This window comes from Bradyrhizobium sp. BLXBL-03, assembly GCF_051853015.1.
GTDB lineage: Bacteria > Pseudomonadota > Alphaproteobacteria > Rhizobiales > Xanthobacteraceae > Bradyrhizobium > Bradyrhizobium manausense.
The window spans coordinates 2,124,206-2,149,791 of the sequence record NZ_CP182470.1 but is presented as its reverse complement, the minus strand read 5'-3'; the positions used below and the strand labels follow the sequence as shown (position 1 = coordinate 2,149,791).

Below are 25,586 nucleotides of genomic sequence, written 5' to 3'. Positions count from 1 at the left end.
CCGCGTGCGATTCCCGGTCAGGACCTGAGCATTGAGCGACCAAGCTTGCACGACGCTTGCGCATCATTGCACGATGACTTCAGCCTGCAGCGCGCCGGCGGTCTTGATCGCCTGGAGGATCGCGATGATGCCGGATGGTTTCAGTCCGATCTGGTTCAATCCGCGCACCAGGCGCTGCAGATCGACGCCGCTCAGGATCGCTACCTGCGATCCGGCCTCATTGGCCTCGACGATGGTCTGGGGCACGACGACGGTCTGGCCTTGCGAGAACGGCGCCGGCTGCGACACCACGGGCAGCTCGGTGACGCGAACTGTCAGGTTGCCATGCGTGACAGCGACGGTTGATATCCGCACGTCGCGTCCGATCACCACCGTGCCGGTGCGCTCATTGATCACGACGCGCGCGGGGGTGTCGGGCTCGACGGTCAGCTCGCCGATCTCGGCGAGAAAGCGGACCGGGCCGACATAGCGCGGCTTCGACAGCACGATCGTCCGGTAGTCGCGCTCAAAGGCAATCTGGGCACGATAGCGGCCGCCGGCATAGCGGTTGACGGCGTCGAGGATCCGCGTCGCCGTGACGAAATCGGGGTTCTTCAGCTCCAGCACCAGGAACTCCATCTCGTGGAGGCTTCCCTGCACCTCGCGCTCCACCAGCGCGCCGTTCGGAATGCGGCCTGCGGTCGGCGTGCCCTGGCTGACGTTCTGGGCCTGGCCCCCGACGCTATAACCAGCAACTGTGACGGCACCTTGCGCCACTGCGTAGACCGCGCCGTCCGCCGCGCGCAGCGACGTCATCACCAGCGTGCCGCCGAGCAGCGAGGTCGCATCGCCAAGCGACGACACGGTGACGTCCATCCGTTCGCCCGGCCCGATCGAGGGCAGCAGGTCCGCGGTCACCATCACGGCGGCGACGTTCCGCGTGCGCAGCGTCGTCGGCCGCGACTGATTGTTCGTGCTGCTCGTCTCGTTGCGGACGTTGATGCCCATGTTCTCGAGCATCGACTGCAGCGACTGTTCCGTGAAAGGAGCGTTGCGCAGGGTGTCGCCGGTACCGTTGAGGCCGATCACCAGGCCATAGCCGATGATCTGGTTCTCGCGCAGGCCCTTGATGTCAGCGATGTCCTTGATGCGGACGGCCGCATGGGCGCTGGCGGCGCAGAGGATCAGCAGAAGCGCGATCAGGACTCTGGTCATGACCCGTCCGCGACCTTGACGGTGCCGTCCGGCTGGACGATGGCCCTGATGATCACGCCAGTGTCGGTGTTTCGCACGGTGATGAGCGAACCCGGCGCACCGGATTGCATCGCCGATCCGTACGTCACGATCGACAAGCCGGAGTCTTCGACAACCACCTTCACCGTCGCGCCGCGGGCGATGGTCCAGGGGTCCTCCACCGAATTGGTCGGGATCGGCTGACCCGGCAACAGCGCCCGCCGCGCCATCCGGCCGACGAGGGCCTGACGCCCTTCGACGAACATAGCGACGCCGAGAGCATTCTGGTCAAAGCTGCGTTCGGTGATCATGTCTTCCCTGATCAGCTCGCCGGCGCGGATCGACATCGCGGGCACGGGAAGCCGCTTCTCGTCCGCGGCGGCGTACCCCGCGAAGTCGAGAACCAGCAGCGCGGCGGCCAACCCGCGCACGATCAGGCCCACCCAGTTCAACATGGACACACCGAAACTAGCGACTGAGACCCTTCGATACCGTCGAGGCCATGTCATCCGACGCCTGGATCACCTTGGCGTTCATCTCGTAGGCGCGCTGCGCCGAGATCAACTCGGTGATTTCCTTGACTGGATCGACATTCGAAGCTTCGAGATATTGCTGGTTGATCTTGCCGTAGCCTGCATCGCCGGGCAGGCCAACCACCGGGGCGCCCGACGCCGTGGTTTCGCGATAGAGATTGCTGCCGAGCGGCTCGAGGCCTGCCTCGTTGGCGAAATTAGCAAGGTTGAGCTGGCCGATCTGGCGCGGATTGACCTCCGTATCCAGCTTGGCGAAGACCTGGCCGGTCTGGTTCACGGTGACCTGCACCGTCCCCTGCGGCACCGTGATGTTGGGATCCAACAGGTAGCCGTCCATCGTCACCAGCTGACCGGTCGCGTTGGTGTTGAACGATCCCGCGCGGGTGTATTGCACCTCGTTGTTCGGGCCCAGCACCTGGAACCAGCCCCGGCCGTTGATCGCGAGATCGTAAGGATTACCGGTCTGCGTCAGCGCGCCCTGGATGTGCAGCTTGCGGATCGCCGCCGACTTGACGCCGAGACCCAGATTTGCGCCCTCCGGAATCGGCGAGGAGCCGTTGACATTTGCGACCCCCTGCATGCGGTCCATCTGGTAAAACAGATCGGTGAACTCCGCACGCGCGCGCTTGAACGACGTGGTGTTGATGTTGGCGATGTTGTTCGCGATGACTTCGATGTTGGTCTGCTGGGCATTCATGCCCGTCGCGGCGATGGCGAGCGATTTCACTTAGGTCACTCCTTCAGATCAAATCGACATTCGAACGACTTCCTGGTAGGCCTGCACGACCTTGTCGCGAACCGCGACCGCGGTCTGCAAGGCCTGCTCGGCCGACATCAGCGCCTCAACGACCTTTCGCGTCGATTCCTTGCCCTGCATCGCCGAGATCGACGCCGCTTCGCCCGTCTTCAACGTTCCGATCACGTCCGTGGTCACCTGCTTCATCACGGAATCGAAGCCGACATCGTCGGCGGACTGGACCGGGGACGCCCCCGTAGGCGCAATGGCTTGTGTCTCGGTCGCGCGAGACGCCGCCTGCGCTGCGGTGATCACGGTGGATGAAATCGCTTCCAGCATTGTCAGCTCCTCAGCAGGTCGATGGTCATGCCGAGCATCGACCTCACCTGCTTCACGACCTGGAGATTGGCCTCATAGGAGCGGTTGACCTCCCGCATGTCCGCCATCTCGATCATCATGTTGACGTTGGGCATCTTGACGTAGCCGGCCTTGTCGGCAGCGGGATGTCCCGGGTCGTACTCGACGCGATAAGGCGTGGTGTCGAGCCCGATTTCCTTGACCTTCGCCAGCTGCGTGCCGGAGGCCCGATCGAGCGCGGCATCGAAGGTGATGGTCTTGCGCTGATAGGGATCGGCCCCCGCGGTGTGCCCGGTCGAGGTGGCGTTGGCGAGGTTTTCCGAGACGACCCGCATGCGCGTCGATTGCGCCTCGAGCCCGGAGCTCGCAACCGTCAATGATGCCGATAGAGCGTCAAGCATGTCAGTTCACCTCAGGTCTTCGCGCTGGTCATGACCATGCGGTTGAACGAGCGCACAATCGCCGAATTCATCGAATAGTCGCGATTGACGTCGCTGCCCTTGATCATCTCCTGCTCAAGGCTCACGGAGTTGCCGGAGTGGACGACGTCCCAGCTGTCCTTCTTGGCGGTAGCCCGCGTGTCGGTTTCCGCCGGCGACAATTGCATGTGGCCGGGTGACGTGGTGGCCAGTCTCACCGGCACCGCGTCGAGCACCTTATTGAACGGCTCGACATCGCGCGCCTTGAATCCCGGCGTATTGGCATTGGCGACATTGGTGGCAATGGTCGACTGACGAAGCTCGAGCCAGCGTGCCTGCGACGATGCGAGTTCGAAGAGATAAAGCGGTCCCACGACGGCCCCATTATGGTTCATTGGCGAGAACCCTAGGGCGTTAAGCTTTCGTCAAGCTGTTGCGCGGAGCACCATTCCGGCGATTCTACTGAACCTTCGCGGGCCGCGCGGCCTGCTTTGACTGCAGGAAATAGATGATCTCGGCGACGGGACGGAAGAATTCGGCCGGTATCACCTGATCGACCTGCACCGCTTCGTAAAGCGCACGGGCGAGCGCCTTGTTCTCGATCACCGGGATCTTGCTCTGCTCGGCGACCTCGCGGATCTTCAGCGCGATCACGTCCATGCCCTTGGCGACCACGAGCGGCGCCGGGTTTTCGTCGCGATTGTAGCGCAGCGCGATCGCGAAATGCGTCGGGTTCGCAATCACCAGCGTTGCGCGCGGCACGGAAGCGATCATGCGCTGGCGCGAGCGGTCGCGCGCGAGCGAACGCAGGCGCGCCTTGATCAGCGGATCGCCCTCCGCCTGCTTGTGCTCGTCCTTGATCTCCTGCCTGGTCATGCGCAGCTCGCGCCGCCAGTGGAAGCGCGCCCAGGCAAGATCGATCGCGACCAGCACGATCGTCGCGATGCAGATCGCCGACACGATCCGCATCGCGATGGTGAGGATCATCTCGGGCAGCGCGACCGGATCGGTATACATCGCTTCGAACGCCCTCGCCTCCGACGAGCGCAATACGAAGCAGACGACTGCCGTCACCGAGACGAGCTTGAACATCGACTTGGCGAACTCGACGAGCCCTTGAGTTCCGAAGATGCGGTTCCAGCCGCTCGCGGGCGAAATACGGGAGAAGTCGGGCTGAATGCGCTCCAGCACCAGGCGCGGCGCGTTCTGCAGCAGCGACGCTGCGAGCCCGAACACCGCCAGGATCACGACCAGCGGCACCAGCAACCGCAGGGCCTCCAGGCCGACCACGGTGAGCAGGTTCTGCGCGTCTGCACCGGTATGAAGCGGGAAGCCGTCGGGATCGTCGAGAAAGCCCTTCAAGGTCGGCGTCAGCTGCTGCACGCCCTGACCGATCAGGAACGCCTGAATCACCATCAGCGCCGTCATGGACGCGAACATGGACGCCTCCCGAGAGACCGGAATCTTGCCCTGTTCGAGCGCATCGCGGACTTTCTTCTCGGTCGGCTCTTCTGTTTTGCTCTCCTGATCGGATTCTGCCATGCCCGTTCAGCGGTCAGCGGAAGACCAGCTCATCCTCCTGATCGGGGTTGAGCTCGATTTCACCCTTTTCAGCGAGGTCGAGTGCAAGATCAGTGATCACGCGGCGCGCCTCCAGCACGTCGCGCTGGTTCGACGGCTCGCCGATGGCGAGCTCGGCTTCGACGACGCGGCGAACGCGCGAGGCGACCGCGGACAGGATCAACTCGCGGAAATGCTTGTCGGTGCCCTTCAGCGCCACGACGATGCGGTCGGTCGGCACCTGATCGAAGATCATGGTGCGCGCCTTCGGCGCCAGGTTGATGACGTCGTCGAAGGTGAACAGCAGCTCCTTCAGCACTTCGGCCGATTTCGGCCGCTTTTCCGACAGGCTCTTCAGCATGTCCTCGATATGACCGCGCTCCATCTTGTTGATGATGTCGGCGACACGGGCGTAAGTGTCCGCGCCGAGATTGCGGGCGAAATTGAGCGTCAGGTCTTCGTGCAGCGTCTTCTCGAGCACCTTCATCGCATCGTCGACGATCGGCTTGAGGCTGAGCACTCGCCGCATCAATTCGTTGCGCAGGCTCGACGGCAGCTGGCTCATCACCTTGGCGGCGCAGGACGGCTTGACCTTGGACAGGATCAGCGCCGCGGTCTGCGGATGTTCCTTGGAAAGGTAGGTCGCCAGCGAATTTTCCGACACCGACGAGACGCGATCCCACACCGACCGGCTGGAATTTCCGAGCAGGTCTGACATGATTGCGGTGACCTGGTCGGCGGGAAGCACGTCGCCCAGCACGGCTTCGAGGCCGCCGAGAGTGCCGAGGATGTTGGCGCCCATCGAGAATTGCTGGGCAAATTCCTCAACGATTGCCTCGAGTTCCTGCGCCGTGATCGGCCTCAGCTCGGCCGCGGCCTTGGTGACGACGCGAATGTCCTGCGGTTCGAACTGCGCGAGCACGCTGGCCGCGGCCTGGCGGCCCATGGCCAGCAGCAGCGCCGCGACCTTTTCCGTTCCGCCCAGCGTGGCAACGCCGCGCTGCTTGATGGGAGCGACCGGTGCCGCCATGGTCAGGAATCACCCTGCCCCAGCGGTCCGACAATCTCGGTCAGCGAGACACCGAAGCGGGAATTGTCCTCCTCGACGACGACCACTTCGCCGCGGGCAACGACGCGGCCGTTGACCACGACGTCGACGGGCTCGCCGACGCGGTGATCCAGCGGAACGACGGCACCACGGCCGAGCTTCATCAAATTCGCCACCGGGATGGTCGCCGATCCCAGCACCACCTGCATGGTGACGGGAATGCGCATGATGGCATCCACATTGGCGAACTTGCCGGTCTCCTCGGCGGTGCGGGCGGCAATCTCCGCCAGCCGGTCGAGCGGAGAGGTCACGGCATCGTCGGATGCGGTTGCAGATTCGTAGTCGAAGGATTGCGCCATCTGGTATCGCCTCTTGGTAGTTCCGCTCCCGGAGCGTCGCGACGTTCCGATCTATCTCTTCGGCCGCTTCCGGCCCTAAAGCGCGATGAGATTGGGTTGAATCGTCATCGCGCTTTAGCTCTTTGTTTGAGCATGATCTTTTCGGAAAACCGCTTCACACTTTTCCGGATCATGCTCTAGTGCGTATTGGCCTCGGGACCATTCACGGTCACGGCGCCCTGCAGCCCGTTGCGTGCATCGAGTGCGGCGATCGCCTCATGGGCCTGATCGATCTTTGCGGTCAGCACATTGGCAAGCCGGCCCAGATTTGCCGTGGAATCATGCGCCGCGGTAATCACGGTGTCGAAGGCGCCGGCGGTCTCGTGGACAATGGTCGAGAACTCGCCCTGGTAGCTGCGCAGCTTCGCGAGCTCGCGGTGCATCCGGGTCACCCGCATGCTCGTGAAGGCCAGCGCGATCAGCAGCACCGCATCAACGAGATAGGATATCATCGACGAACTCCCGCTTCTGATCGACGGGATCTGCCACCTGCATGGCGTAGTAGCCATCGAGCTGGCCGATCTGACACCAGAACAGCACCTGGTTGTTGCTCTCGAGCCGCGCCAGCGTACGCGGCGTGGCCTCAAGCTCCAGGACCTGCCCCACCTTGAATTTGACGACGTCCTCGAGGGTGATCATCTTCTCGTCGAGCACCGCGCTCAGGGTTACCTCGGTGCGGTGAACCTCGCTCTCCATCTGCTCGCGCCAGCGCGGATCGGCCGCGCCGCCTTCGCTGACGACGACATGGGCAAGCTTCTGCCTGAGCGGGTTGAGCGCGGAGTGCGGAATGATCAGGAACATCTGACCGCCGCGATAAAGCGCCTGCACCATCATGTTCGCACAGATCGACATGTTGCTGGCGCGCCCGATCGCCAGCGACGCCATCGCCGTCTCGACCCGCTCGACGCGGAAGGTGACGTTGGAGGTGCCGGCGAAAGCCGCCTGCAGCGCCTTGGCGAACCGGTCGAACAGCGCCTGGACCAGGCGGATCTCGATGTTCGAGAAAGTGCGTTCGACATCGAGCGGCGGCTCGGCACCGTCGGAGCCGAACATCGCCTCGACCATCGTGAACACGAAGTCACGGTCGAGCATGATAATGACGCGGGAGTCCCACTGCTCGGCGTAGAGCACGGCGGCGACCGCATTGCCCTCGTAGTCCTTGATGATGTCGCCGACACGGTCATTGGTGATGCCGTTGACCGAGAAATAGCAGGGCGTGCCGGCCATCGGCTGCAGGCTGTCCGTGCACGATGCCGCCATGCGATCGAAGATCACATTGAGCATCGGCATGCGCTCGATCGAGATGCCGGCGGCGTCCAGCAGATAGTTCGGCAGCTGCTTGCGCTGATCGACCTCGACGTCTTCCATCGTCATGCGCGTGCAGCCTTGGGTTCAGCGTCGGCCACGACGGCCTTGGCACCTGCGATCGTCTCGTTCTCGACGACGTCGATCGACGGCCGTTCGGAGCTCGCGATCATCTTGCGGCCGTGCTCGACGGCGATCTGCGGCATGGCGCCGTTCATGAACGCCAGCAGGGTTTGCTTGACGATGATGTAGGGCCGGCACTTCTTCTCGCGCGTCATCTTGATCTTCAGCGCGAAGGGCGAAATGATGCCGTAGGACAGGAAGATGCCGGCGAAGGTGCCGACCAGCGCCGCGCCGATGAAGCCGCCGAGCAGCTTCGGCGACTGGTCCAGCGCGCCCATGGCTTTGATGACGCCGAGCACCGCGGCGACGATGCCGAGCGCGGGCAGCGCTTCGGACACCACCACCAGCGCATGATAGGGCGTCAGCTTGCTCTTCACGATGGTGTGGATCTCCTCGTCCATCAGCGCCTCGATCTCATGGGTACGGGCATTGCCCATGATGATGAGGCGCACATAGTCGCAGATGAACTGGAGCAAAGACGGGTCGCCGAGCACGCTCGGGAACGCCTTGAAGATCTCGGAGGACGAGGGATCGTCGATATGCGCCTCGACCTCATTGCGGCCCTTGCCGCGCAACTCGCGCATCAAGGCATGAAGCGCGCCGAGCAGGTCAAGGTAATAGCGCTGGCCGGGCACCGCGCCGGTGACGGCCTGCATGCAGGCGACCCCGGTGTCGACGACCGTCTTCCAGGGATTGGCCACGATGAAGGTGCCGACCGCGGTGCCCATGATGATCACGAACTCCCACGGCTGCATCAGCACGGCCAGGTGCCCGCCCATGGCGGCAAATCCGCCAAGCAGTGCTGCCACCGTGATGACAATCCCCACGAAACTGCCCAACGCGCCGCTCCATCACCGATCCCATCGGGAACATCTAGTCGGCCACGCTTGCGCGAAGCTGGCTTGGGCGTCCTTTCGGCCGCGCCAGCCCCGCGCAAGCAACTCGCGGCAGCTTGCGACGAGGTCGCAGCGGCGACCAGAGGGGCGCGTGCCATGCTATCCACCATCGCGGATTACACCAGGCTGACGACGGACATGAGCAAGTCGCTGACTCAGGTCGAGCAGCAGCCGGACGTGAGCCGCGACACCGCCTATTATCTTGCCAATATCGGCAAGGTGAAAAGCATCGACGATCTCCTGAACAACTATAGGCTCTACTCCTACGCGATGAAGGCTTATGGCCTCGACGACATGATCTACGCCAAGGCGTTCATGCGGAAGGTGCTGACCGAGGGCATCGCGACCTCCAACACCTTCGCCAACAAGCTGAGCGACAGCCGCTACCGGGAGTTCGCCGCCGCCTTCAACTTCGCAGCACTCGGCGCCGCCGCGACCCAGAGCACAGCGGCCACATCAGGCACGACCAGCCATTATGCCACCCAGACGCTGGAGCAGAACGCCGGCGACCAGAATGAGGGCCTTCGGCTCGCCCTGTATTTCACGCGCAAGGCTGCCTCGATCACGAGCCCCTACCAGATCCTCGCCGACAAGGCCCTGACCCAGGTGGTGCAGACCGCAGAGGGCTGGTCGTCGACGATCAGCTCGTCCGACATCGACATGCAGGCCAAGATGATCACGGACAAGATCAACCTCGCCGATTTCAAGGACCCGGCCAAGGTCACCAAATTCGTGCAGCGCTTCGCGGCGATGTGGGACGCGACCCGGGCCCAGAACGACAGCTCGACCAACCCCGCGCTGGTGCTGATCACCGGCGCCTCGACATCGTCGGCCAGTCTCGACACCGATATGCTCACGACGCTTCAGAATATCAAGTTCAACAGGTAAGCCATGCAATCGGCCCTCTATGTCGGATTGTCGGCGCAGGTCGCGCTCGAGAAGCGCCTCCAGACGATCGCCAACAACGTCGCCAACGTCAACACATCCGGCTTCCGCACCGATGTCGTGAAATTCGAGACGGTGCTCTCCAGGGCCGGCGCCAACCCGGTCGCGTTCTCCTCGCCCGGCGACAACATCATCTCCCGCGAGGCCGGCAACATCACCGAGACCGGCAACCCGCTCGACGTCGCCGTGGTCGGCCAGGGCTGGATCGCCTTCGCCGGCCCCAACGGCACGGTCTACACCCGCGACGGCCGCCTGCAGATCGCCGCCAATGGCGACCTCCAGACGGTGTCGGGTTTCCCCGTCATCGATTCCGGCGGTGCGCAGCTCACGCTCGACCCGAACGGCGGGCCGGTCTCGATCTCGCGCAGCGGTGCGATCACCCAGGACAACAGCGAGATCGGCACCATCGGCCTGTTCAATATCCCTGTCGATGCCACTCTCGATCGCTACGGCAATTCCGGCGTCACGCCCGACCGGCCAGCGACTGCCATCGCCGATTTCAGCCGCGATGGCTTCAAGCAGGGCTATGTCGAGGGCTCCAGCGCCAATCCGATGATGGAATTGACCAAGCTGATGTCGGCCTCGCGCGCCTTCGACAGCACCAACTCGCTGATCGACGGCACCGAGAGCACGCTCCGCAACGCAATCCAGACGCTGGGCGATCCTGGCAAGTAGACTTGAGAGGCGGCTTGCGCGTCGCGCGTAATTGGGTGGATGGTTTCCTTGAACGCTCTTCGGCAACTTGAGTGGGCGCTGCTCGAGCTCGAGCAGAGCACGCCTCTGGCAAGCGTCAGCGGCGCGATCTCCGAGATCGCGCCGACGCATTTTCGTGTCTCCGGCCTGTCGCGTTCGGTCAAGCTCGGCGAGCTGATCGGCGTCAATACCGGGGCCAAGCCCCAGATCGGCGAGGTGGTGCGGATCGACAGCGAGGGCATCGTGGCCAAGCCGTTCGACCGGCACTTCGCCGGCGGGCTCGGCTCGGTCGCCTATCGCATGCCGCCCCTGTCGTTCGCGCCGGATCCGAGCTGGAAGGGCCGCGTCATCAATGCGCTGGGCGTGCCACTGGACGGAATGGGGCCGCTCACGCCGGGGTCGAGGGCCGTTTCGGCCGAGGCGGAGGCGCCGCCTGCGATGAAGCGGGCGCGCGTCCACAAGCCGCTGCGCACTGGCGTGCGCGTGATCGACCTGTTTGCGCCGATCTGCGCCGGCCAGCGCGTCGGCATCTTTGCCGGCTCGGGCGTCGGCAAATCTACGCTGCTCGCCATGCTCGCCCGCAGCCAGGGCTTTGACAGCGTCGTGCTGGCGCTGGTCGGCGAGCGCGGCCGCGAGGTGCGCGAATTCATCGAGGACGTGCTCGGCAACGACCGCAACCGCGCCGTCACCATCGTCTCGACGGGCGATGAAAGCCCGATGATGCGACGGCTGGCGCCGAAGGCGGCGATGGCGGTGGCCGAATATTTCCGTGACCGCGGCGAATCGGTGCTTCTCATCGTCGATTCGATCACCCGCTTCGCCCATGCCGCCCGCGAGGTCGCGCTGGCGGCCGGCGAGCCGGCGGTGGCCCGGGGCTACGCACCGACCGTCTTCACCGACCTGCCGCGCCTCCTGGAGCGCGCCGGGCCCGGCGAGGACGGATCCGGCACCATCACCGGCATCTACTCCGTGCTGGTCGACGGCGATGATCACAACGAGCCTATCGCCGACACCATCCGCAGCACACTCGACGGGCACATCGTGCTCTCCAGGCACATCGCCGACCAGGCACGCTATCCGGCCGTGGACGTGCTGGCCTCGGTCTCGCGGCTGGCGCACAACGTGTGGGATCCCGAGGAGCGGGAATTGGTGAGCAAATTGCGCACCCTGATCGCCAAATACGAGGACACGCGCGATCTTCGCCTGATGGGCGGGTACCAAACCGGGCGCGATTCGGGGCTCGACCAGGCCGTCGACATGGTGCCGCGGATCTACCAGGCCATGCGCCAGGACGCCTCGGCGCCGCCGAGCGCCGATCCGTTCCGCGAGCTCAGGGATATGCTCAAGGGCGACTAAAGCCCGATGAGATCAGGATGAATCCTCATCGCGCTTTAGGTTATTGTTTGAGCATGATCTTTTCGGAAAACCGCTTCGCACTTTTCCGGATCATGCTTTAGCGGCACGGCGTGCTGCCCGCGCCGGGTCAGCGCCCCTCGCTCCTGACGAGGTGCTCCATGTCGTGGCACAAACTGCACAGGCGTTTGTGCGCTGGCGGTGTTAGCCGCCAATCTCAGCCGTCGGGATGAGATAGTCCTGAAAGACGACAAGCAGATGATGCTCCCCGCATAGTCTCAGCAACAACCGCCACGTGCACTCTCTGCAAGTTCCCCTGTTGCTGTCTTGGCAATTCCCGAAGCAGATCGCGGAAGTTGTGGATGACTCTCGTGGTGCACATCACCCGTCCTGCACAAGCTTCGATCAAACTGCACCAACGACAGACAGCAATATGCGTGCAATCCGCCCTGCGTAGAACTACGTGCATCCGGCTTGTTTGACTGTGTATTACGTTCACCTTCATGGGTCCCGACCAGCAGATTGACTTGAACAATACATTGGTCTGCAGCGACATCCGCTCTCGAGTAGTCTCACTACTTGATTTTGTTGAGAAGCTCATTCATCGTTTCGACGGAACAAAAGAAACGTCTGCGTGTGACTTGAACTCAGGGGCTTCGGTTGAGCAATTCCGATCCATCGTCCAAAGGTGACGGCAACTCGGGCTTGCGTTCGACGACCTTGTGGTTGGAATGGCATCGGCGGCACCGTTTCTTGCGCAGCATCCTGCGACGCTCATTGGTCCTGGGCGAATATCTCGCCATCCAAGCCTTTGTGTTGGGCATGAGGCATTCATCGGACACGGCTGAGCATCCGGCTTTGCGCGAGATATTCGTGCGCCATGGTGGAAAGCGGCTTCGGGGCGCCGCACACGCGATTCCCGGGGTGAGGTAGGAATTTTATGCCGTTGGCACGCGAAGCAGTCGAACTGCTGGTTCAGGCGGCCAGAGCCTGGTACTTCGAAGGAAATCAACACGGATTGCGCGATCGGGAGTGGATGGCGCTGCGCTTTCTCGGCCGCGCCAATCGCTTTTCGCGTACGCCATCTGCGCTCGCCGGCTTCATTGGCGCGACCAGGGCGACCGCGTCGCAGATCGTGAAGACGCTGGAGAGCAAATCCTTCCTGGTCCGGAAGCCGTCGCAGGAGGACAAGCGCTCCGTCGTTCTGGACGTCACGGCGCAGGGTGAGAAATGCCTGAACCAGCATGATCCGATCAATCACGTGTTGAATGCGGTCAATGCGCTCGGCACCGAGGAATGCATCAGGCTGCGCGACTCGCTCCGTGAGGTTCTCAATCATCTCGATGCGGCGCATCAGCGGCTCGATGCCAGCATCTGCCGCGATTGCATGTTCCTGGCCGAGCGCAACCCCGCCCCGGGCAAGGGCCGCGCCACCGCCGAGTTCATGTGCCGGCTGTACCGCGCCCCCGTCTCGCTCGAGGAGACCGAGCTGCTGTGCACCAGCTTCGAGCGCACCCGCGACCGCCCCAAGATCGAGGAGCATTTCGATCGCGCGCGCGTGGCAAGCCAGGGGTGACGGCGGGCGCGCTCTCTCCCCCGTCATTGCGAGCGCAGCGAAGCAATCCAGAGTCTTTCCGCGGAGGGATTCTGGATTGCTTCGCTGCGCTCGCAATGACGGAGTGTGTGGCAGCAGTATGGTTCTCCAAGTGACCCTGTCATTCCCCGCGAAAGCGGGGAATCCAGTACGCCGCGGCTTCTCGGCTCAATCATTGCTGTCTCGGACTACTGGATCGCCCGGTCCTAGCGCGCAATTGCGCACTGGCCGGGCGATGACAGCGAGTGTGTAGACGCAGCATGAGGCCACGGCATCGCTCGTCCGTTCGCAGGTGTCGTAGGGTGGGCAAAGGCGCCAAGCGCCGTGCCCACCATGTGCTTGTGGTGGGCACGCTTCGCTTTGCCCACCCTACGATAGCGTCGCCTGTGGCAAGCAGCTCCAATCGCAGACACGCCTTCGCCTCCTCGCGGCTCATGTCGCCCGAGCTTTGCTTGATCACCCTCTCAATCAAGAGGGCGCAGGGAAGACCGGGTGCCGGCTTGGCACCCGCGGTCCGCTGCGCGAAAATGTAGCGCAAAGAGACCGCACAGCAGCATACAGGTGAAGCCCAACACACGGCCTTCCCTGCGCGATGGGTTGACGGCTTATGCCGCGCTCTCCCGGGAGCCGAATTCCTTCTGGCCTCCCTCGCCCCGCGAATTGACGATGTGGCCAGCCCGGTTGGACGCTCCACACCTCCGCTAAGACTTGACCGTAGCGACGACGGCCGGGACCACACGGTTTTGCCGTACGCGCATTCGTTGGCGCCACAGGGTTCGACGGCATCGTGCACGTAGCCATCGAAATGTTGGCACGACGAACGAACAGCGCCGCTCATCCACACGCGGTCTCGGGCTCACAGGGACTACCCGCCCTGCCCGCACCCTCTCGTGCCGACGCTGCCGCGTCCACCGCATCCCCGGCTCGCGAAGCGTGACGACGTACGATCGCCCCTCAAGGTGAGCCGGGATGGACGATACATACGCTATTTCCGAATTTCGGTAAAGTGGAATATTTTTGCGGCGTAGGATTGACAGAGGGCGACACGCCGGCCTCGCCGTGTCATTCCGGGGCGCGCCTCTCGGCGCGAGCCCGGAATCCATTTCACAGCGTGACCTGGGGCCCGATGGATTCCGGGCTCGATGCTGCGCATCGCCCCGGAATGACGATGGGGAGAGTCCGTGAGCCGCTACTGCGCGCCCGATCCGCCCTGCACGATCTTCTCGTTCAGCTTCTGGTCGACGGTATCGACCGTGCGGTCGATCTCGGCATTGGGCGCGCCGAGCTGATGCGAGATCAGCTTCACCAGGAGGTCGACGCGCTCGATGAAGGGCGCTCCGCTCGCGACCGCGCGCGCGGCCGAGGAGGGCTTGAGCAGGCTCTCGGCGGCCTTGGCGTATTTCGCGAAGGGGACCTGGTCCTCCGGATCGGCGCCGAGCCGGCGGGCGATGGCGTCGACATGGTCGTAGATCGTCTGCGAGCGCTTGAGATCGCCATGCACGGCGTCGCGGATCGACTGCGGTTCGTTCGGCGTGATGCAGCGGTAATTGCCGGTGAGCAGCATCGACCATTTCGCCAGCGGCACGAACAGGGACGAGAACACTTTCAGCTTCACCGGCACGTCCTTGCCGTCGAGCGTCACGGCATCGATGTCGGCCTCGAGCTCGCGCAGCACCTTGTTGTGCGTCTCGTCGGCGAAGACCGAGGCCTTGAAGTTGGTGGGCAGGCCGACATGCAGCACGTTCGCCGCTTCCTCTGGCGGACGGAACGCCTGCGGATCGGGCGAGCACAGCGTCACCAGACCGGGCTCGAACCGCTCCCACACCTGCGCATTGGTGTAAGCCTCCTCCAGATCCATATCGGCGAGCGCCGGGATGCGCTTGAGATAAGGCAACGGCGGCATGTTCATGATCGACAGGCAGGGCAGCTTCGCCGCGGCGACCTTGACCATGAGCATGCGAACCGTGTGGTTGGTGTATTGCGGCTCCTGCATCGCAAGGCCAACAAGGTCATAGCGCGAGACGTCCACATTCTGCGGCGTCACCGCATCCAGCTTGCCCGGCAGGTCGCGCGAGAAGATCGCGCGGTGCACCGCTTCGTCGCGCAGCTTGATGCGCACCTCGGTGCCGTCGCGGTTGATCAGCTCCGCAGTCTTGGCGCGGCAGACCAGGGTCACGTTGTGCCCGGCCATCAACAGCTTGGTGCCCAGCAGGGAGCCGTAGGAAGCTCCCAAAATCAGTACGTTGCGCGCCATGTTCGTCCCCTCGATATCTTGTGTGATTTTTGGGCCCCGGTTGTGATCCGCGGGTGCGTTGCAGCATCTAAGGCAAACCGATCGGGGATGGCAACTGGGATAATGCATACAAGGAGGGAGCGAATATTCCGTCACACGGACCGGGCCGGCGGGTCAATTCTCGACCAATTACGGCTTAGCCGAAGTCTGGATGCAGCGCCGATCCCGCCCGCCGTTCCCGCCCGCAGGACTACGGCTTTCAAATCCCAGCAGAAATTCCGCCGTGGGCAACGCGGCGTGTTCCCGGCTGTTTCGCTCGACGCATCCCGCTTCGGTTGATAAGCCCTTGCCGCGAATGACAGGGCTTTGAGTCGGGGACATGACGGTTGCGATCGAGATGGGGCTGACCACGGCGGGCGCCGGGGCGGCCATGGACCTCGAGGAACTCCTGGCGACCCGTCTCCTGGTGCAGGGCAATTCCGGCTCCGGCAAGTCGCATCTGCTCAGGCGCCTCCTGGAGCAGAGCGCACCCTGGGTGCAGCAGGCCATCATCGACCCCGAAGGCGATTTCGTCACGCTGGCCGAGCGCTTCGGCCACCTCGTGATCGAGGCCGAGGATCACACCGAGCGCGGCCTGCAGGTTGCCGGCGAGCGCGCCCGGCTGCATCGCGTCTCCACCGTGCTCAATCTCGAGGGGCTGGACGCCGAGAACCAGATGCGGCGCGCGGCCGCCTTCCTCGGCGGCCTGTTCGACGTCGAGCGAGATCATTGGTACCCGATGCTGGTCGTGGTCGACGAGGCGCAGTTGTTTGCGCCTGCTGTCGCCGGCGAAGTTTCAGACGAGGCGCGAAAGCTATCGCTGGGTGCCATGACCAATCTGATGTGCCGCGGCCGCAAGCGCGGCCTTGCCGGCATCATCGCGACGCAGCGTCTGGCCAAGCTCGCCAAGAACGTCGCGGCCGAGGCCTCGAACTTCCTGATGGGCCGGACCTTCCTCGACATCGACATGGCGCGCGCCGCCGATCTGCTCGGCATGGAGCGGCGGCAGGCGGAGGCCTTTCGCGATCTCGAACGCGGACAGTTCATGGCGCTGGGGCCTGCGCTGTCGCGCCGCCCGCTGCGGCTGAACATCGGCCCGACCGAAACATCCCCGCGCAATTCGACCCCGCGGCTGATGCCGCTGCCCGAAGCGACGCTGGAGGATGCGCGCGCCGTGATCCTGGCCGCGCCGCCGCCGGATGCGAGCCGGCCGCAGCGCCGGCCGGCGCCCGACCTGCTGGAGCAGCTCCGCGCAGCCAAGGCGGCAGCGCCCGAGATCAGCACCGAAGAGGTCGAGGTGCCGATCAGCGCCGAGGAGCTCGCAGAACGGCGCGAGCGCCTCGATCGCACGCTGCGCGCCGTGCTGGCTGCGCCCGATGCCGGCTTCCGCGCCATCGGCGTGCTCTATCAGGAATTCGTGGTTCGCTGCCGCATCGAGGGCCTCGGCACGTCCGTGCCTGACCTCATCGAATTCCGTCGCATGCTGACGCATGCGCGCGCGGGCCTCGGCACCGACATCGCCGAGGACGATGCCTGGCAGGAGGTGAGCTTGCGCGCCTCGATCCTGCCCGACGATATGCAGGGCGTGTTCATGATGATCGCGCGCGCCGCCAAGGAAGGCTGGCCCTGCCCCGGCGATGCCGCGATCGCCCGCGCCTATGGCTCGCACTCGCTGCGCCGGGCGCAGCGTCTGCTCGGCTATATGGAGGAGCAGGGCCTGATCGTGGTCCAGCTCGACGGCGGCGGACGCAGGATCGTGACGCTGGTGGAATTGGCCTGGGCGACCGCGCCGGGCGATCCCAACGGCGACGACCAACCGGCCGAGCCGATAGCCAGCGCGGCGTCGGCTTGACGCCCTCAGGCCGCCGCGAAGATGCGGCGATAGAGCAGGCTCGAAACCAGCCAGGCGATCACGAACAGCGCGATCACGGCGAAGCCGACATTGGCAAGCGACGCGTTGAGACGATCGACCAGCGCCCACACGCCGCCATTAAGTCCGAGCCGGTCGCTGATCAGGCCGAGCGCCTCAATGCCGCCGATCAACAGCGCGACCGCGACGGATGCGCCTGTGATGGTGAGGTTGTACCAGAGCTTGCGCATGGGATCGACGAAGGCCCAGCGATAGGCGCTGACCATCAGCGCGGAATCGGCGGTATCGACCAGCGCCATGCCTGATGCGAACAGCGCGGGGAAAACCAGGATGTCGGCGAGCGAAGCACCGCGTGCCGCTTCGGTGGCGGAGATGCTGAGCAGGCCGATCTCGGTCGCGGTATCGAAGCCGAGACCGAACAGCAATCCGAGCGGAAACATGTGCCAGGGCTTCGTCACCAGGCGAAACATCGGGCCGAGCAGGCGCGCGAGAAAGCCGCGATGGCCGAGCAGTGCCTCCAAACCTGCGGAATCGTGGACGCCCTGCTCGCGCGCGGCGCGAAACGTCCGCCACAGGCGGGCGAAGATGGCGAGGTTGATCGCTGCGATCAGCAGGAGGAACAGCGCCGACACCGAGGTGCCGATCAGGCTGCCGACATCCTTGAGCAGGCTGTCGCCACCAAGGCTGACCACGCCAAGCGCCAACAGCATGGTTGCGACCACGACAACGGTGGAATGACCGAGCGCGAAATAGAGACCGACACTGCGCGGCGTATCGCCCGCCTGCATCTGCTTGCGCACGACATTGTCGATGGCGGCGATGTGGTCGGCATCGACGGCGTGGCGCAGGCCGAACACCCAGGCAAGCAGCGCCGTCGCCATCACCGCGGGCCGGTCACCGAACGCCGCGAAGGCCCAGATCCACGCGGCGATGTTGGCGGCGACGAGCCCGCCGAACAGCAGCACCGTTCCGGACTCAATCGTCCGCATAGACTTCGTCACGAAACTCATCCCGCCGCGCGCCTCATCGCGCCAACGGTATGATCTTTTCAGATAATTGTCACACTTACCAGCCCGACCACGTCGTCATGCCCGGGCTTGTCCCGGGCATCCTCGTTCTTGGCGGCAAAGAACGACGTGGATGGCCGGGTCATAGGCGAGCGGAAAGCGACGCCGTCCTTCGGACGGCTATGCCCGGCCATGACGATGTGGAGACAGCAGCGGCTACGCGGCCTCGGAGCCGCCGAGATAGGCGTCGCGAACGCGGGGATCGTCCTTCAGCGTGCGCGCCGGACCCGAGAGCACGATCTTGCCGGTCTGGAGCACATAGGCCTCGTGCGCGATCTCGAGGGCGAGGCTGGCGTTCTGCTCGACCATGAAGATCGAGACACCGTCCTGGTTGATGGTGCGGATCAATTCCAGCACGCGGTCGACATAAAGTGGCGACAGGCCCATGGTCGGCTCATCCATCACGATCAGGCGCGGCCGGCTCATCAGCGCGCGCGCCATCGCCACCATCTGCTGCTCGCCGCCGGACAAGGAGCCGGCGCGCTGCGACAGCCGCTGGCCGAGCTTTGGAAACAGCGTCAGCATCTTGTCGAGATCCTGCGCCACGACGTCGCGGTCATTGCGCACGAACGCCCCCATCAGGATGTTCTCGCGCACGCTCATGTCGGCGAACAGCCGCCGCGCCTCGGGCACCGAGGCGATGCCGCGGCGGACGATCTGCGGCGTGCTGAGGCCGATCAGCGAGGCGCCGTCAAAGGTCACCTCGCCCGAGCGCGGCTTCACCAGTCCAAGGATGATCTTCATCGTGGTCGACTTGCCGCTGGCATTGCCGCCGAGCAGGCAGACGATGTGGCCACGGCCGACTGATATCGACAGGTCGAAATGGACCTGGGCCTGGCCATAGAACGTGTTGACGTCAGTCAGTGCCAGCAGCGGTTCGGCTGCGCCCGTGGTCATGCCGCGCTCTCCTGCTCCGCCGCCCCTGCTAGCCCGTGGCCGAGATAGGCCTCAATCACCTTGGGATCGCTGCGCACCACCTCGCCCGGCCCTTCCGCGATCTTCTTGCCTTCGTCCATGACGATGACGCGATCCGAGAGCTGCATCACCATCTCAAGCTTGTGCTCGATCAGCAGGATGGTCAGCCCCTCTGCTTTCAGCTCGGCGACGAGGGCCTGCATTTCCGCGGTCTCGCTCGGGTTCATGCCGGCGGTCGGCTCGTCCAGCAGCAACAGGCGCGGTTTGAGCGCCAGCGCACGCGCGATCTCGACGCGGCGGCGGTTGGCGTAAGACAGGCTATAGGCCGGCTGGTCAATGCGCGGCAACAGGCGCTCGCCGAAGCGGGCGAGGATGGCTTTGACCTCTTCGCGCAGCCGCTCTTCCTCCTGCCTGACGCTCGAAGGGCGCAGCAGCGCCAGGCCCAATTCCAGCAACGGGCCGATCACAGGCACGGCCGGCTTCACGGCACGCAGGCGCGTGTGGGCGCCGATCAGGACGTTGTCCATCACGCTGAGATTGCCGAAGACACGGCCGAGCTGGAAGGTGCGCGCGATGCCTTGCGCGGCGAGCCGCTCCGGCGAGAGGCCGGTGATGTCCTGTCCCTCGAAGCGAACCTGGCCCGCATCCGGCCGGTCGAGCCCGGTGACGAGATTGAACAGCGTGGTCTTGCCGGCGCCGTTGGGGCCGATGATGCTGACGAGTCCACCCTTGGCGAGATCGAGATCTATGCCGTCAACGGCGGTGAGGCCGCCGAAGCGACGCGTCAGCCCGCGCAGGGACAACAACGGTGCGTGCGCTTCCGCCATCAGATCGTCCCCAACAGGCCCTGCGGCCTGAATCGCACGAGCAGCAGCAGCACGATGCCGTAGATCAGGATGCGGTACTCCGCCGCGATCCGGAACATTTCGGGGATACCAACCAGCGCCACCGCGCCGACGATGGCACCGACGATATTGCCGAGGCCGCCGAGGATCACGACCGTCAGCGCCAGGATGGATTGCTGCGTGTTGAAGGTTTCATGGTTGATATAGGAGTAAAGATGCGCGGCGATGCCGCCGCTGAGGCCGGCGGCGAAGCCGCCGAAGATGAAGGCGAGCGATTTGTAGCGGTTCAGGCTGAGCCCATAGGCACGCGCCGCGCTGTCGTCATCGCGAATGGCGCGAAAGCTGCGGCCGAGATGCGAGCCGAGCAGGCGCGCCTGCAGCAACGCGAGCACGACCATGACGGCGAATGCGAACCAGTAGACCGAGGCCGGGCTGATCAGATCGTAGCCGAACAGCGACAGCGGCGGGATGCCGGAAATGCCGATTGGCCCTCGCGTGACGCTTTCCCAGTTCAGGATCACCAACGACACGATCTCGCCGATGGCGAGCGTCGCGATCGAGACGTAGTGGCCGCGCAAGCGGAATGAGGGCGAGATCAGGATCGTGCCGAGCGCGGCGCTCATCAGGCCGCCGGCGATGATGGCAAGGCCGACGGGGACGTTGAGCGTCAGCGACAGCAGCGCGGAGGTATAGGCGCCGATCGCGAGCAGCGCGGCGTGTCCGAGCGAGACCTGGCCGATCGTGCCGGCGACCAGCGTCAGGCTCAGCGCGAGCATGCCGAGCAGCCAGGCGTTGATCAGGGTCTGGAGCACGTAGAACGACACCGGCAGCAGCGGCAGGATCGCGAACGCGGCGACCGCGACGGCCAAGGCCCAGCGCGGAATGCGCAACGGTCGGCTCGGCGCAATGAACGTGCCGGTGAGCGGCTCGGGCGGCGCCTGCCGGGCGCTGGCAAACAGGCCGTTCGGCCGCAGGACCAGCACGACGACCAGCAGCAGGAAGGCGAACAGATTGCGATAGCTGGTGCCGAACACGGCGACGCCGTAGCTCTCGACCAGGCCCAGCAGCATGCTGCCGACCACGGCGCCCGGCACGTTGCCGGCACCGCCGACGACTTCAGCGACGACGCCCTTCAGCGTCGCCTGCAGGCTCATCGCGGTGTCGATCTGGTTGTAGTACATGCCGACCAGCAGGCCGGAGACGCCGCCGAGCGCGGCCGCGATGCCGAACACGGTCTGATTGACGCGGTTGACGTCGACGCCCATCTGCATCGCGGCGTCGCGGTCCTGCGAGGCGGCACGCACCGCCCAACCGAGCTTGGTGTAGCGCAGGAACACGAATAGCAAGAGCGCGCTGGAGATGCCGACGCCGGCAATCAGGAGATCGAGCGGCCCGATCGTGCCGCCGCCGACCTGGAAGCGGACATCAGGCAATTGGCTCGGCAGCGCGCGCGGATTGGGCGAGAAGGTCAGCATGACCAATTGGTCGAGCACGAAGCTGATGCCGATGGTCGCCAGCAGCGGCGCGATCCGCACCGAGTTCTGCAGCGGCCGCAGGCCGAAGCGCTCGATGATCAACCCGACCAAAGCGGCCACCACCGCGACGAAGATGATGGTGAGCGGCAGCGGCGTGTGCAGCTGCACCACCGCGACCCAGCCGATATAGGCGCCGACGAGATAGATCGAGCCCTGCGCAAAGTTGATCAGCCGGCTGACGCCGAAGATCAGCGCGAGCCCGACTGCAACGAGGGCGTAGACGTTACCGACGATCAGCCCGTTGATGGTGTAGTCGAGCCAGGAAGACACGCAGGGTTCCTACTGAAGGGAGAGAGGCCGGAGCGAGAGCTCCAGCCAAGAGATCAGGTCGGTTTGCCGTCCCAAAGCGCGAACTTGCCGTTGCGGACGACGAGCTCGGCATTCATTGCGCCCTTGACGCGACGGGTGGCGACGTCGAACGTGGCGGTGCCAAAGATCACGCTCGGGACGTCCTTGACCTTGGCGAAGGCATCGCGGATCGCCTTGCGGTCGGTGCCGCCAATCCTGATCACCGCGGCCGCCATGTTCATGGCGTCGTAGGCGTAGGCGTTGAAGGCGTCGGGCTCCTGCCCGTTGTACTTTTTCTTGAAGCCGGCGATGAAGTTCTGCACCTCGGGCCGCTTGTCCTCCGGGAAGTAGCGTGTGCCGACATGGACGTCCTCGACGGCATCGCCGCCGAGCTCCAGGAATTTCGGCGAGTAGACGGAGCTGGCGGCGCAGATCACCTGCTTGAGACCGACCTGGCGGGCCTGGCGCGCGATCAGAGCGCCATCGGAATAATACGAGATCAGGACAAGGCCATCGGGATTGGCATCGCGCACCCGCACCAGGGTGGAGCGGAAGTCGCGCTCCTCGGCGATATAGCCTTCGGTGACGACGATCTCCGCGCCATATTCCTTGGCGGCGTTGTTGAAGTAGTCGCGACTGGTGCGGCCCCAATCGGTGTTGAGATGCAGCACCGCAAGCTTCTTCAGGCCGAGACTCTTCACCGCATAGCGCGCCAGCAGCGGCTGCTCGTCGGCCTGGCTGACCGACGTGCTCCACATGAAGTCGCCGCCCTTGGTGAAGTCGGGGTGCGAATTGGTGAATCCGAACTGCACGAGGCCGCCGCGCTGATAGATCGGCGAGGCCGCCATCGAGGCGGGGCTGGAGAAATCGCCGAGCTCAAGCACGATGCGGGGATCGGACACGAACTTCTGCGCGATCGCCACCGACTGGCGCGGATCGCTCTGGCTGTCCTCGAAGGTATAGGCAAGCTTGCGGCCGTTGATGCCGCCGGCGGCCGTGATCTCGTCCAGCGCGAGATCAAAGCCCTGCTTCCATTGCGTGCCATATTGTGCATTCGGCCCCGTCAGCGGACCGCTGACGCCGAGCAGGATCGGATCGGCGTCCGCGAAGGCTGCGCGCGAGAAGGCGGCGCCCGCCATCATGGCGAGCGAGCCTTTGACCAGGGTTCGGCGATTGATGTTGCTCATGTGCGGCTCCATCCAGTCAGGTGTTGAAAGCTCTAGTCTTACAAACAAGCAGCAAGTCTCGTGCCGGTGACTATTTCGAGGGCTCGCCCAGCGACAGCATCAGCCGGTTGGCCCAGTTGAAGAACGAGGCGCCGTTGATGACGTCGACGATCTCGGCATCGTCGAGGCCCGCACTGCGCAGCTCCCTGATATTGTCGGGGCCGAACGCGATCGGCGTCGACGCCAGCGCCACCGAGGCCTTGACCACGGCGTTCCAGCGCTCGCCGAGATCGGCCTTGACGCCCTCATCGAGCAGCTTCTGCACGTCGTCACGGCGCTTGGAATAGGTGCTGGCGAAGCGCGCATGCACCGAGGCGCAATAGATGCAACCATTGTAGCGCGAGGTCGCAGCCGCCGCGAGCTCGCGCTCGGCGCGCGGCAGGCCGTCGGCGACGTTGTAAAAGATGTCCTTGTCGGTCTTGGTGCGGGCTTCCAGCACTTCGGGGTCGCGCACCAGGAGACGAAAATATTCCGACTTGGCGCGGGCGCGATCGACGAGGCCGGCATAGTGCCGCTCGGTCAGCTCGGCCTCGGGCAGCGGCTCGATCCAGGAGACCCAGCCGAGCTCATCCTGGGTGAAGACATCAGGCGGATTGACGGTGGCGTTCATGATAGCGGCCTCCTCTTATGCGTTCACTGCTGCAAGCGTGCGCAAGCCGCTGACGACGCGCACCTGAAACGACAGGAACGCGACGAGTTGGGAGAAGGTGACGATGCCGGTGGTCGACCAGCCGGCCGCCCGCAGCGCCTTCATGTCGGCGGCCGCCGCATCGCGTGGCCGGAACACCAAAAGATGCCCATGTTCGAGCGCCGCGACGAGCCGGGGACCGAGCGCGGACTTGCTATCCGCGTCAACGCGATAAATCAGGCCTGCCGTATTCTCGACCGAGAGGGGGCCCGCCGGGAACGAGCCATACGGACCCGATGTCTTGCCCCGCGCGATCTCGGCGTCGATGGTCCTGACCAGAGCCGCGCCGCCGGCGGCCGCCGCAAGCTTGTCGCGATAGAAGCTGGCAACGGGGGATTCGCCGTGGAGCCCGGTCACGAAGGCCGCGACCGCGGCGCGTTCGAGCAAAGAGAATTCGCCGGCGTCGATCGGTTCGAACAAAGAGAGATAGCTCTTCTGCGCGTTCTCGCGCGCTTGCAGGCGCTTGGCGCGGATGGCGTCCAGCGCCGATCCCGGCTTGATGCCTGCAAGCGTGTCGATGATATCAGGCGTGCTCATCTTGGTGCCTCGTGAAATCCATCAAAGCCCGACTAGCCGGCGAGGGCTACTTCGGGCGCGGTCCTGGTCCAGCCCAGCGCCGGCGCGACCTTGTCGGCCACGAGCTCGATCGAGCGCAGCACGTAGGGGTGCGGCGCATCGACGGAATGGACCTGGAACACCAGATCGGTGATCCGCTCCAGCGTCGCGTCGGTACGCAGCGAGGCGATCACCTCGTCGGCGCCGCCGACATGGGTGTCGAACGCCGCGATCATTTCCTCCAGCGTCTCGCCCGGCGGAAGATGCCCGCTTTTCATGAATTGCGGCAGCGCGCGGCGCAGCCCGATGTCGGCGAGCCGCATCGCCTCGCGATGATCATCGGCGACGAACACGCTGCGCGAGGCCATGATGCGCGGTTCAGTGCCTGCTGGCAGCGCGGCGAGATAGGCGTCGATGATCGGGTTCTGGATCTCGGCCAGCGTCGCATTTGGCGCGTCCTTGGCCCGCGGCTGGGTGCGCGACAGCAACAGGCCGTCGCCGGCCTTGCCGGCGCGGGCGCCGCCCGCGACCGAGAACGTCGCCTGCCAGATGCGCTTGTCCAGTTGCGGCCGCTGCGGGTAGAGCGTGTCGCCGCCCTCGAGCGGCTTGCCGGTCAGCGCCTTGCGGACCACCTCGAGATTGCGCGCAAAGATCTCGTTGCGCTGGGCGCCGTCGAGGCCGAAGGCGGCAAAGGCCGACGGGTTCCCGCCGGTGCCGACCCCGAGCTCGAAGCGGCCGTTGCAGAGCAGATCGAGCACTGCGGCGTCCTCCGCCACCCGCACCGCGCTCTCCAGCGGCAGGGTGACGATGCCGGTGCCGAGGCGGATGCGCGAGGTCTGGGCGGCGACATAGCCGAGGAAGGTGAAGGGCGACGGCAGTCCGCCCTCGCGCTCGTGAAAATGGTGCTGCGCGATCCACGCGGAATCGAGACCGGCCTTCTCGGCGCGTACGATCTGCTCGGCGGCGAAGCGATAGCGCTCGGCCGGCGGGGCCTCATCGAGCAGTCGCGTGAAGAATCCCAGGCGTTTCAGATTTGCAAGACGTTTCATACGACCCCTGTCGGGCGAGGATGGATCCCGATGATGTCGGTTGCCGGCGCCGGAGACAAGCGGGCAAAGCGCAAGGCTGCCCGCCGGGATCGCACCCCTGCGCT

Annotated in this window: 26 protein-coding genes; 5 read left to right on the top strand and 21 right to left on the bottom strand. The window is 64.8% G+C overall.

What is annotated here, in order from left to right; translation table 11 throughout:
• Positions 1–63: 63 nt before the first annotated feature.
• From flgI to motA, 12 genes are all read right to left on the bottom strand, one after another.
• On the bottom strand, positions 64–1,194 hold the full coding sequence (gene flgI / locus ACNJX9_RS10230; protein WP_439408661.1) for a flagellar basal body P-ring protein FlgI: 1,131 nt from the start codon (positions 1,192–1,194) through the stop codon (positions 64–66).
• Positions 1,191–1,667: a flagellar basal body P-ring formation chaperone FlgA gene (gene flgA / locus ACNJX9_RS10225; RefSeq protein ID WP_439408660.1), complete on the bottom strand. Its 477-nt coding sequence runs from the start codon at positions 1,665–1,667 to the stop codon at positions 1,191–1,193. The genes flgI and flgA overlap by 4 nt, the downstream gene beginning before the upstream one ends.
• A 13-nt stretch (positions 1,668–1,680) precedes the next feature.
• Entirely contained in the window at positions 1,681–2,472 is a 792-nt protein-coding gene (gene flgG, locus ACNJX9_RS10220) for a flagellar basal-body rod protein FlgG (RefSeq protein WP_057742849.1), read from the bottom strand.
• Between the two features lie 18 nt (positions 2,473–2,490).
• On the bottom strand, positions 2,491–2,820 hold the full coding sequence (locus ACNJX9_RS10215; protein WP_439408659.1) for a flagellar hook-basal body complex protein FliE: 330 nt from the start codon (positions 2,818–2,820) through the stop codon (positions 2,491–2,493).
• A gap of 2 nt (positions 2,821–2,822) precedes the next feature.
• Positions 2,823–3,239 carry a flagellar basal body rod protein FlgC gene (gene flgC, locus ACNJX9_RS10210; RefSeq protein WP_057742843.1) on the bottom strand — a complete coding sequence of 139 codons (417 nt, stop codon included), beginning with the start codon at positions 3,237–3,239 and terminating at the stop codon, positions 2,823–2,825.
• 11 nt (positions 3,240–3,250) lie between these two features.
• Positions 3,251–3,652: a flagellar basal body rod protein FlgB gene (gene flgB / locus ACNJX9_RS10205; RefSeq protein ID WP_057742839.1), complete on the bottom strand. Its 402-nt coding sequence runs from the start codon at positions 3,650–3,652 to the stop codon at positions 3,251–3,253.
• A gap of 64 nt (positions 3,653–3,716) precedes the next feature.
• Positions 3,717–4,799, bottom strand: coding sequence for a flagellar biosynthesis protein FlhB (gene flhB / locus ACNJX9_RS10200; protein WP_439408658.1), 1,083 nt, complete (start codon positions 4,797–4,799; stop codon positions 3,717–3,719).
• A gap of 13 nt (positions 4,800–4,812) precedes the next feature.
• Positions 4,813–5,847: a flagellar motor switch protein FliG gene (locus tag ACNJX9_RS10195; protein WP_220004864.1), complete on the bottom strand. Its 1,035-nt coding sequence runs from the start codon at positions 5,845–5,847 to the stop codon at positions 4,813–4,815.
• 2 nt (positions 5,848–5,849) lie between these two features.
• Complete coding sequence (gene fliN / locus ACNJX9_RS10190) at positions 5,850–6,224, bottom strand: flagellar motor switch protein FliN (protein ID WP_439408657.1); 375 nt, start codon at positions 6,222–6,224, stop codon at positions 5,850–5,852.
• A 176-nt stretch (positions 6,225–6,400) separates the two neighbouring features.
• The gene (locus ACNJX9_RS10185; protein WP_057742828.1) at positions 6,401–6,715 is read right to left on the bottom strand and encodes a hypothetical protein; all 315 of its coding nucleotides are present in this window, start codon (positions 6,713–6,715) and stop codon (positions 6,401–6,403) included.
• A complete protein-coding gene (locus ACNJX9_RS10180; protein ID WP_057742825.1) occupies positions 6,696–7,637 on the bottom strand; it encodes a flagellar motor switch protein FliM in 942 nt (313 codons plus the stop codon). Before ACNJX9_RS10180 ends, ACNJX9_RS10185 begins: the two co-directional genes overlap by 20 nt.
• Entirely contained in the window at positions 7,634–8,530 is an 897-nt protein-coding gene (gene motA, locus ACNJX9_RS10175) for a flagellar motor stator protein MotA (protein WP_439408656.1), read from the bottom strand. Before motA ends, ACNJX9_RS10180 begins: the two co-directional genes overlap by 4 nt.
• 153 nt (positions 8,531–8,683) lie before the next feature.
• Between motA and ACNJX9_RS10170 the strand changes: the two genes are divergently transcribed.
• The 4 genes from ACNJX9_RS10170 to ACNJX9_RS10155 all read left to right on the top strand — a co-directional run bounded on the left by ACNJX9_RS10170 (position 8,684) and on the right by ACNJX9_RS10155 (position 13,154).
• The gene (locus tag ACNJX9_RS10170; RefSeq protein ID WP_439408655.1) at positions 8,684–9,475 is read left to right on the top strand and encodes a DUF1217 domain-containing protein; all 792 of its coding nucleotides are present in this window, start codon (positions 8,684–8,686) and stop codon (positions 9,473–9,475) included.
• A 3-nt stretch (positions 9,476–9,478) separates the two neighbouring features.
• Entirely contained in the window at positions 9,479–10,207 is a 729-nt protein-coding gene (gene flgF, locus ACNJX9_RS10165) for a flagellar basal-body rod protein FlgF (RefSeq protein WP_439408654.1), read from the top strand.
• 48 nt (positions 10,208–10,255) lie between these two features.
• Positions 10,256–11,581, top strand: coding sequence for a flagellar protein export ATPase FliI (gene fliI, locus ACNJX9_RS10160; protein ID WP_439408653.1), 1,326 nt, complete (start codon positions 10,256–10,258; stop codon positions 11,579–11,581).
• Positions 11,582–12,518: 937 nt separating this feature from the next.
• The gene (locus ACNJX9_RS10155; RefSeq protein ID WP_057742816.1) at positions 12,519–13,154 is read left to right on the top strand and encodes a MarR family winged helix-turn-helix transcriptional regulator; all 636 of its coding nucleotides are present in this window, start codon (positions 12,519–12,521) and stop codon (positions 13,152–13,154) included.
• 1,207 nt (positions 13,155–14,361) lie between these two features.
• On the opposite strand, the gene ACNJX9_RS10150 is transcribed toward ACNJX9_RS10155, so the two are convergent.
• Positions 14,362–15,426: a ketopantoate reductase family protein gene (locus tag ACNJX9_RS10150; protein ID WP_439408652.1), complete on the bottom strand. Its 1,065-nt coding sequence runs from the start codon at positions 15,424–15,426 to the stop codon at positions 14,362–14,364.
• A 358-nt stretch (positions 15,427–15,784) separates the two neighbouring features.
• Here ACNJX9_RS10150 and ACNJX9_RS10145 point away from each other — a divergent pair, with 358 nt between their 5' ends.
• Positions 15,785–17,296: a helicase HerA domain-containing protein gene (locus ACNJX9_RS10145; RefSeq protein WP_439408651.1), complete on the top strand. Its 1,512-nt coding sequence runs from the start codon at positions 15,785–15,787 to the stop codon at positions 17,294–17,296.
• Positions 17,297–17,301: 5 nt separating this feature from the next.
• On the opposite strand, the gene ACNJX9_RS10140 is transcribed toward ACNJX9_RS10145, so the two are convergent.
• The 8 genes from ACNJX9_RS10140 to ACNJX9_RS10105 all read right to left on the bottom strand — a co-directional run bounded on the left by ACNJX9_RS10140 (position 17,302) and on the right by ACNJX9_RS10105 (position 25,482).
• Positions 17,302–18,324 (bottom strand): HoxN/HupN/NixA family nickel/cobalt transporter, encoded by a 1,023-nt coding sequence (locus tag ACNJX9_RS10140; protein WP_439408650.1) that lies wholly within the window; start codon positions 18,322–18,324, stop codon positions 17,302–17,304.
• A gap of 213 nt (positions 18,325–18,537) precedes the next feature.
• Positions 18,538–19,278, bottom strand: a complete 741-nt coding sequence (locus ACNJX9_RS10135; protein WP_439408649.1) for an ABC transporter ATP-binding protein — start codon at positions 19,276–19,278, stop codon at positions 18,538–18,540.
• Positions 19,275–20,123 carry an ABC transporter ATP-binding protein gene (locus tag ACNJX9_RS10130; RefSeq protein WP_271621283.1) on the bottom strand — a complete coding sequence of 283 codons (849 nt, stop codon included), beginning with the start codon at positions 20,121–20,123 and terminating at the stop codon, positions 19,275–19,277. Before ACNJX9_RS10130 ends, ACNJX9_RS10135 begins: the two co-directional genes overlap by 4 nt.
• Positions 20,123–21,946: an ABC transporter permease gene (locus tag ACNJX9_RS10125; protein ID WP_439408648.1), complete on the bottom strand. Its 1,824-nt coding sequence runs from the start codon at positions 21,944–21,946 to the stop codon at positions 20,123–20,125. Before ACNJX9_RS10125 ends, ACNJX9_RS10130 begins: the two co-directional genes overlap by 1 nt.
• 53 nt (positions 21,947–21,999) lie before the next feature.
• Positions 22,000–23,151 carry an ABC transporter substrate-binding protein gene (locus ACNJX9_RS10120; RefSeq protein WP_439408647.1) on the bottom strand — a complete coding sequence of 384 codons (1,152 nt, stop codon included), beginning with the start codon at positions 23,149–23,151 and terminating at the stop codon, positions 22,000–22,002.
• A gap of 70 nt (positions 23,152–23,221) precedes the next feature.
• Positions 23,222–23,800: an alkylhydroperoxidase domain protein gene (locus ACNJX9_RS10115; protein ID WP_057742801.1), complete on the bottom strand. Its 579-nt coding sequence runs from the start codon at positions 23,798–23,800 to the stop codon at positions 23,222–23,224.
• Between the two features lie 15 nt (positions 23,801–23,815).
• The gene (locus tag ACNJX9_RS10110; RefSeq protein WP_439408646.1) at positions 23,816–24,415 is read right to left on the bottom strand and encodes a CMD domain protein; all 600 of its coding nucleotides are present in this window, start codon (positions 24,413–24,415) and stop codon (positions 23,816–23,818) included.
• Positions 24,416–24,447: 32 nt separating this feature from the next.
• Entirely contained in the window at positions 24,448–25,482 is a 1,035-nt protein-coding gene (locus ACNJX9_RS10105) for a putative FMN-dependent luciferase-like monooxygenase (RefSeq protein WP_057742796.1), read from the bottom strand.
• Positions 25,483–25,586: the final 104 nt, after the last annotated feature.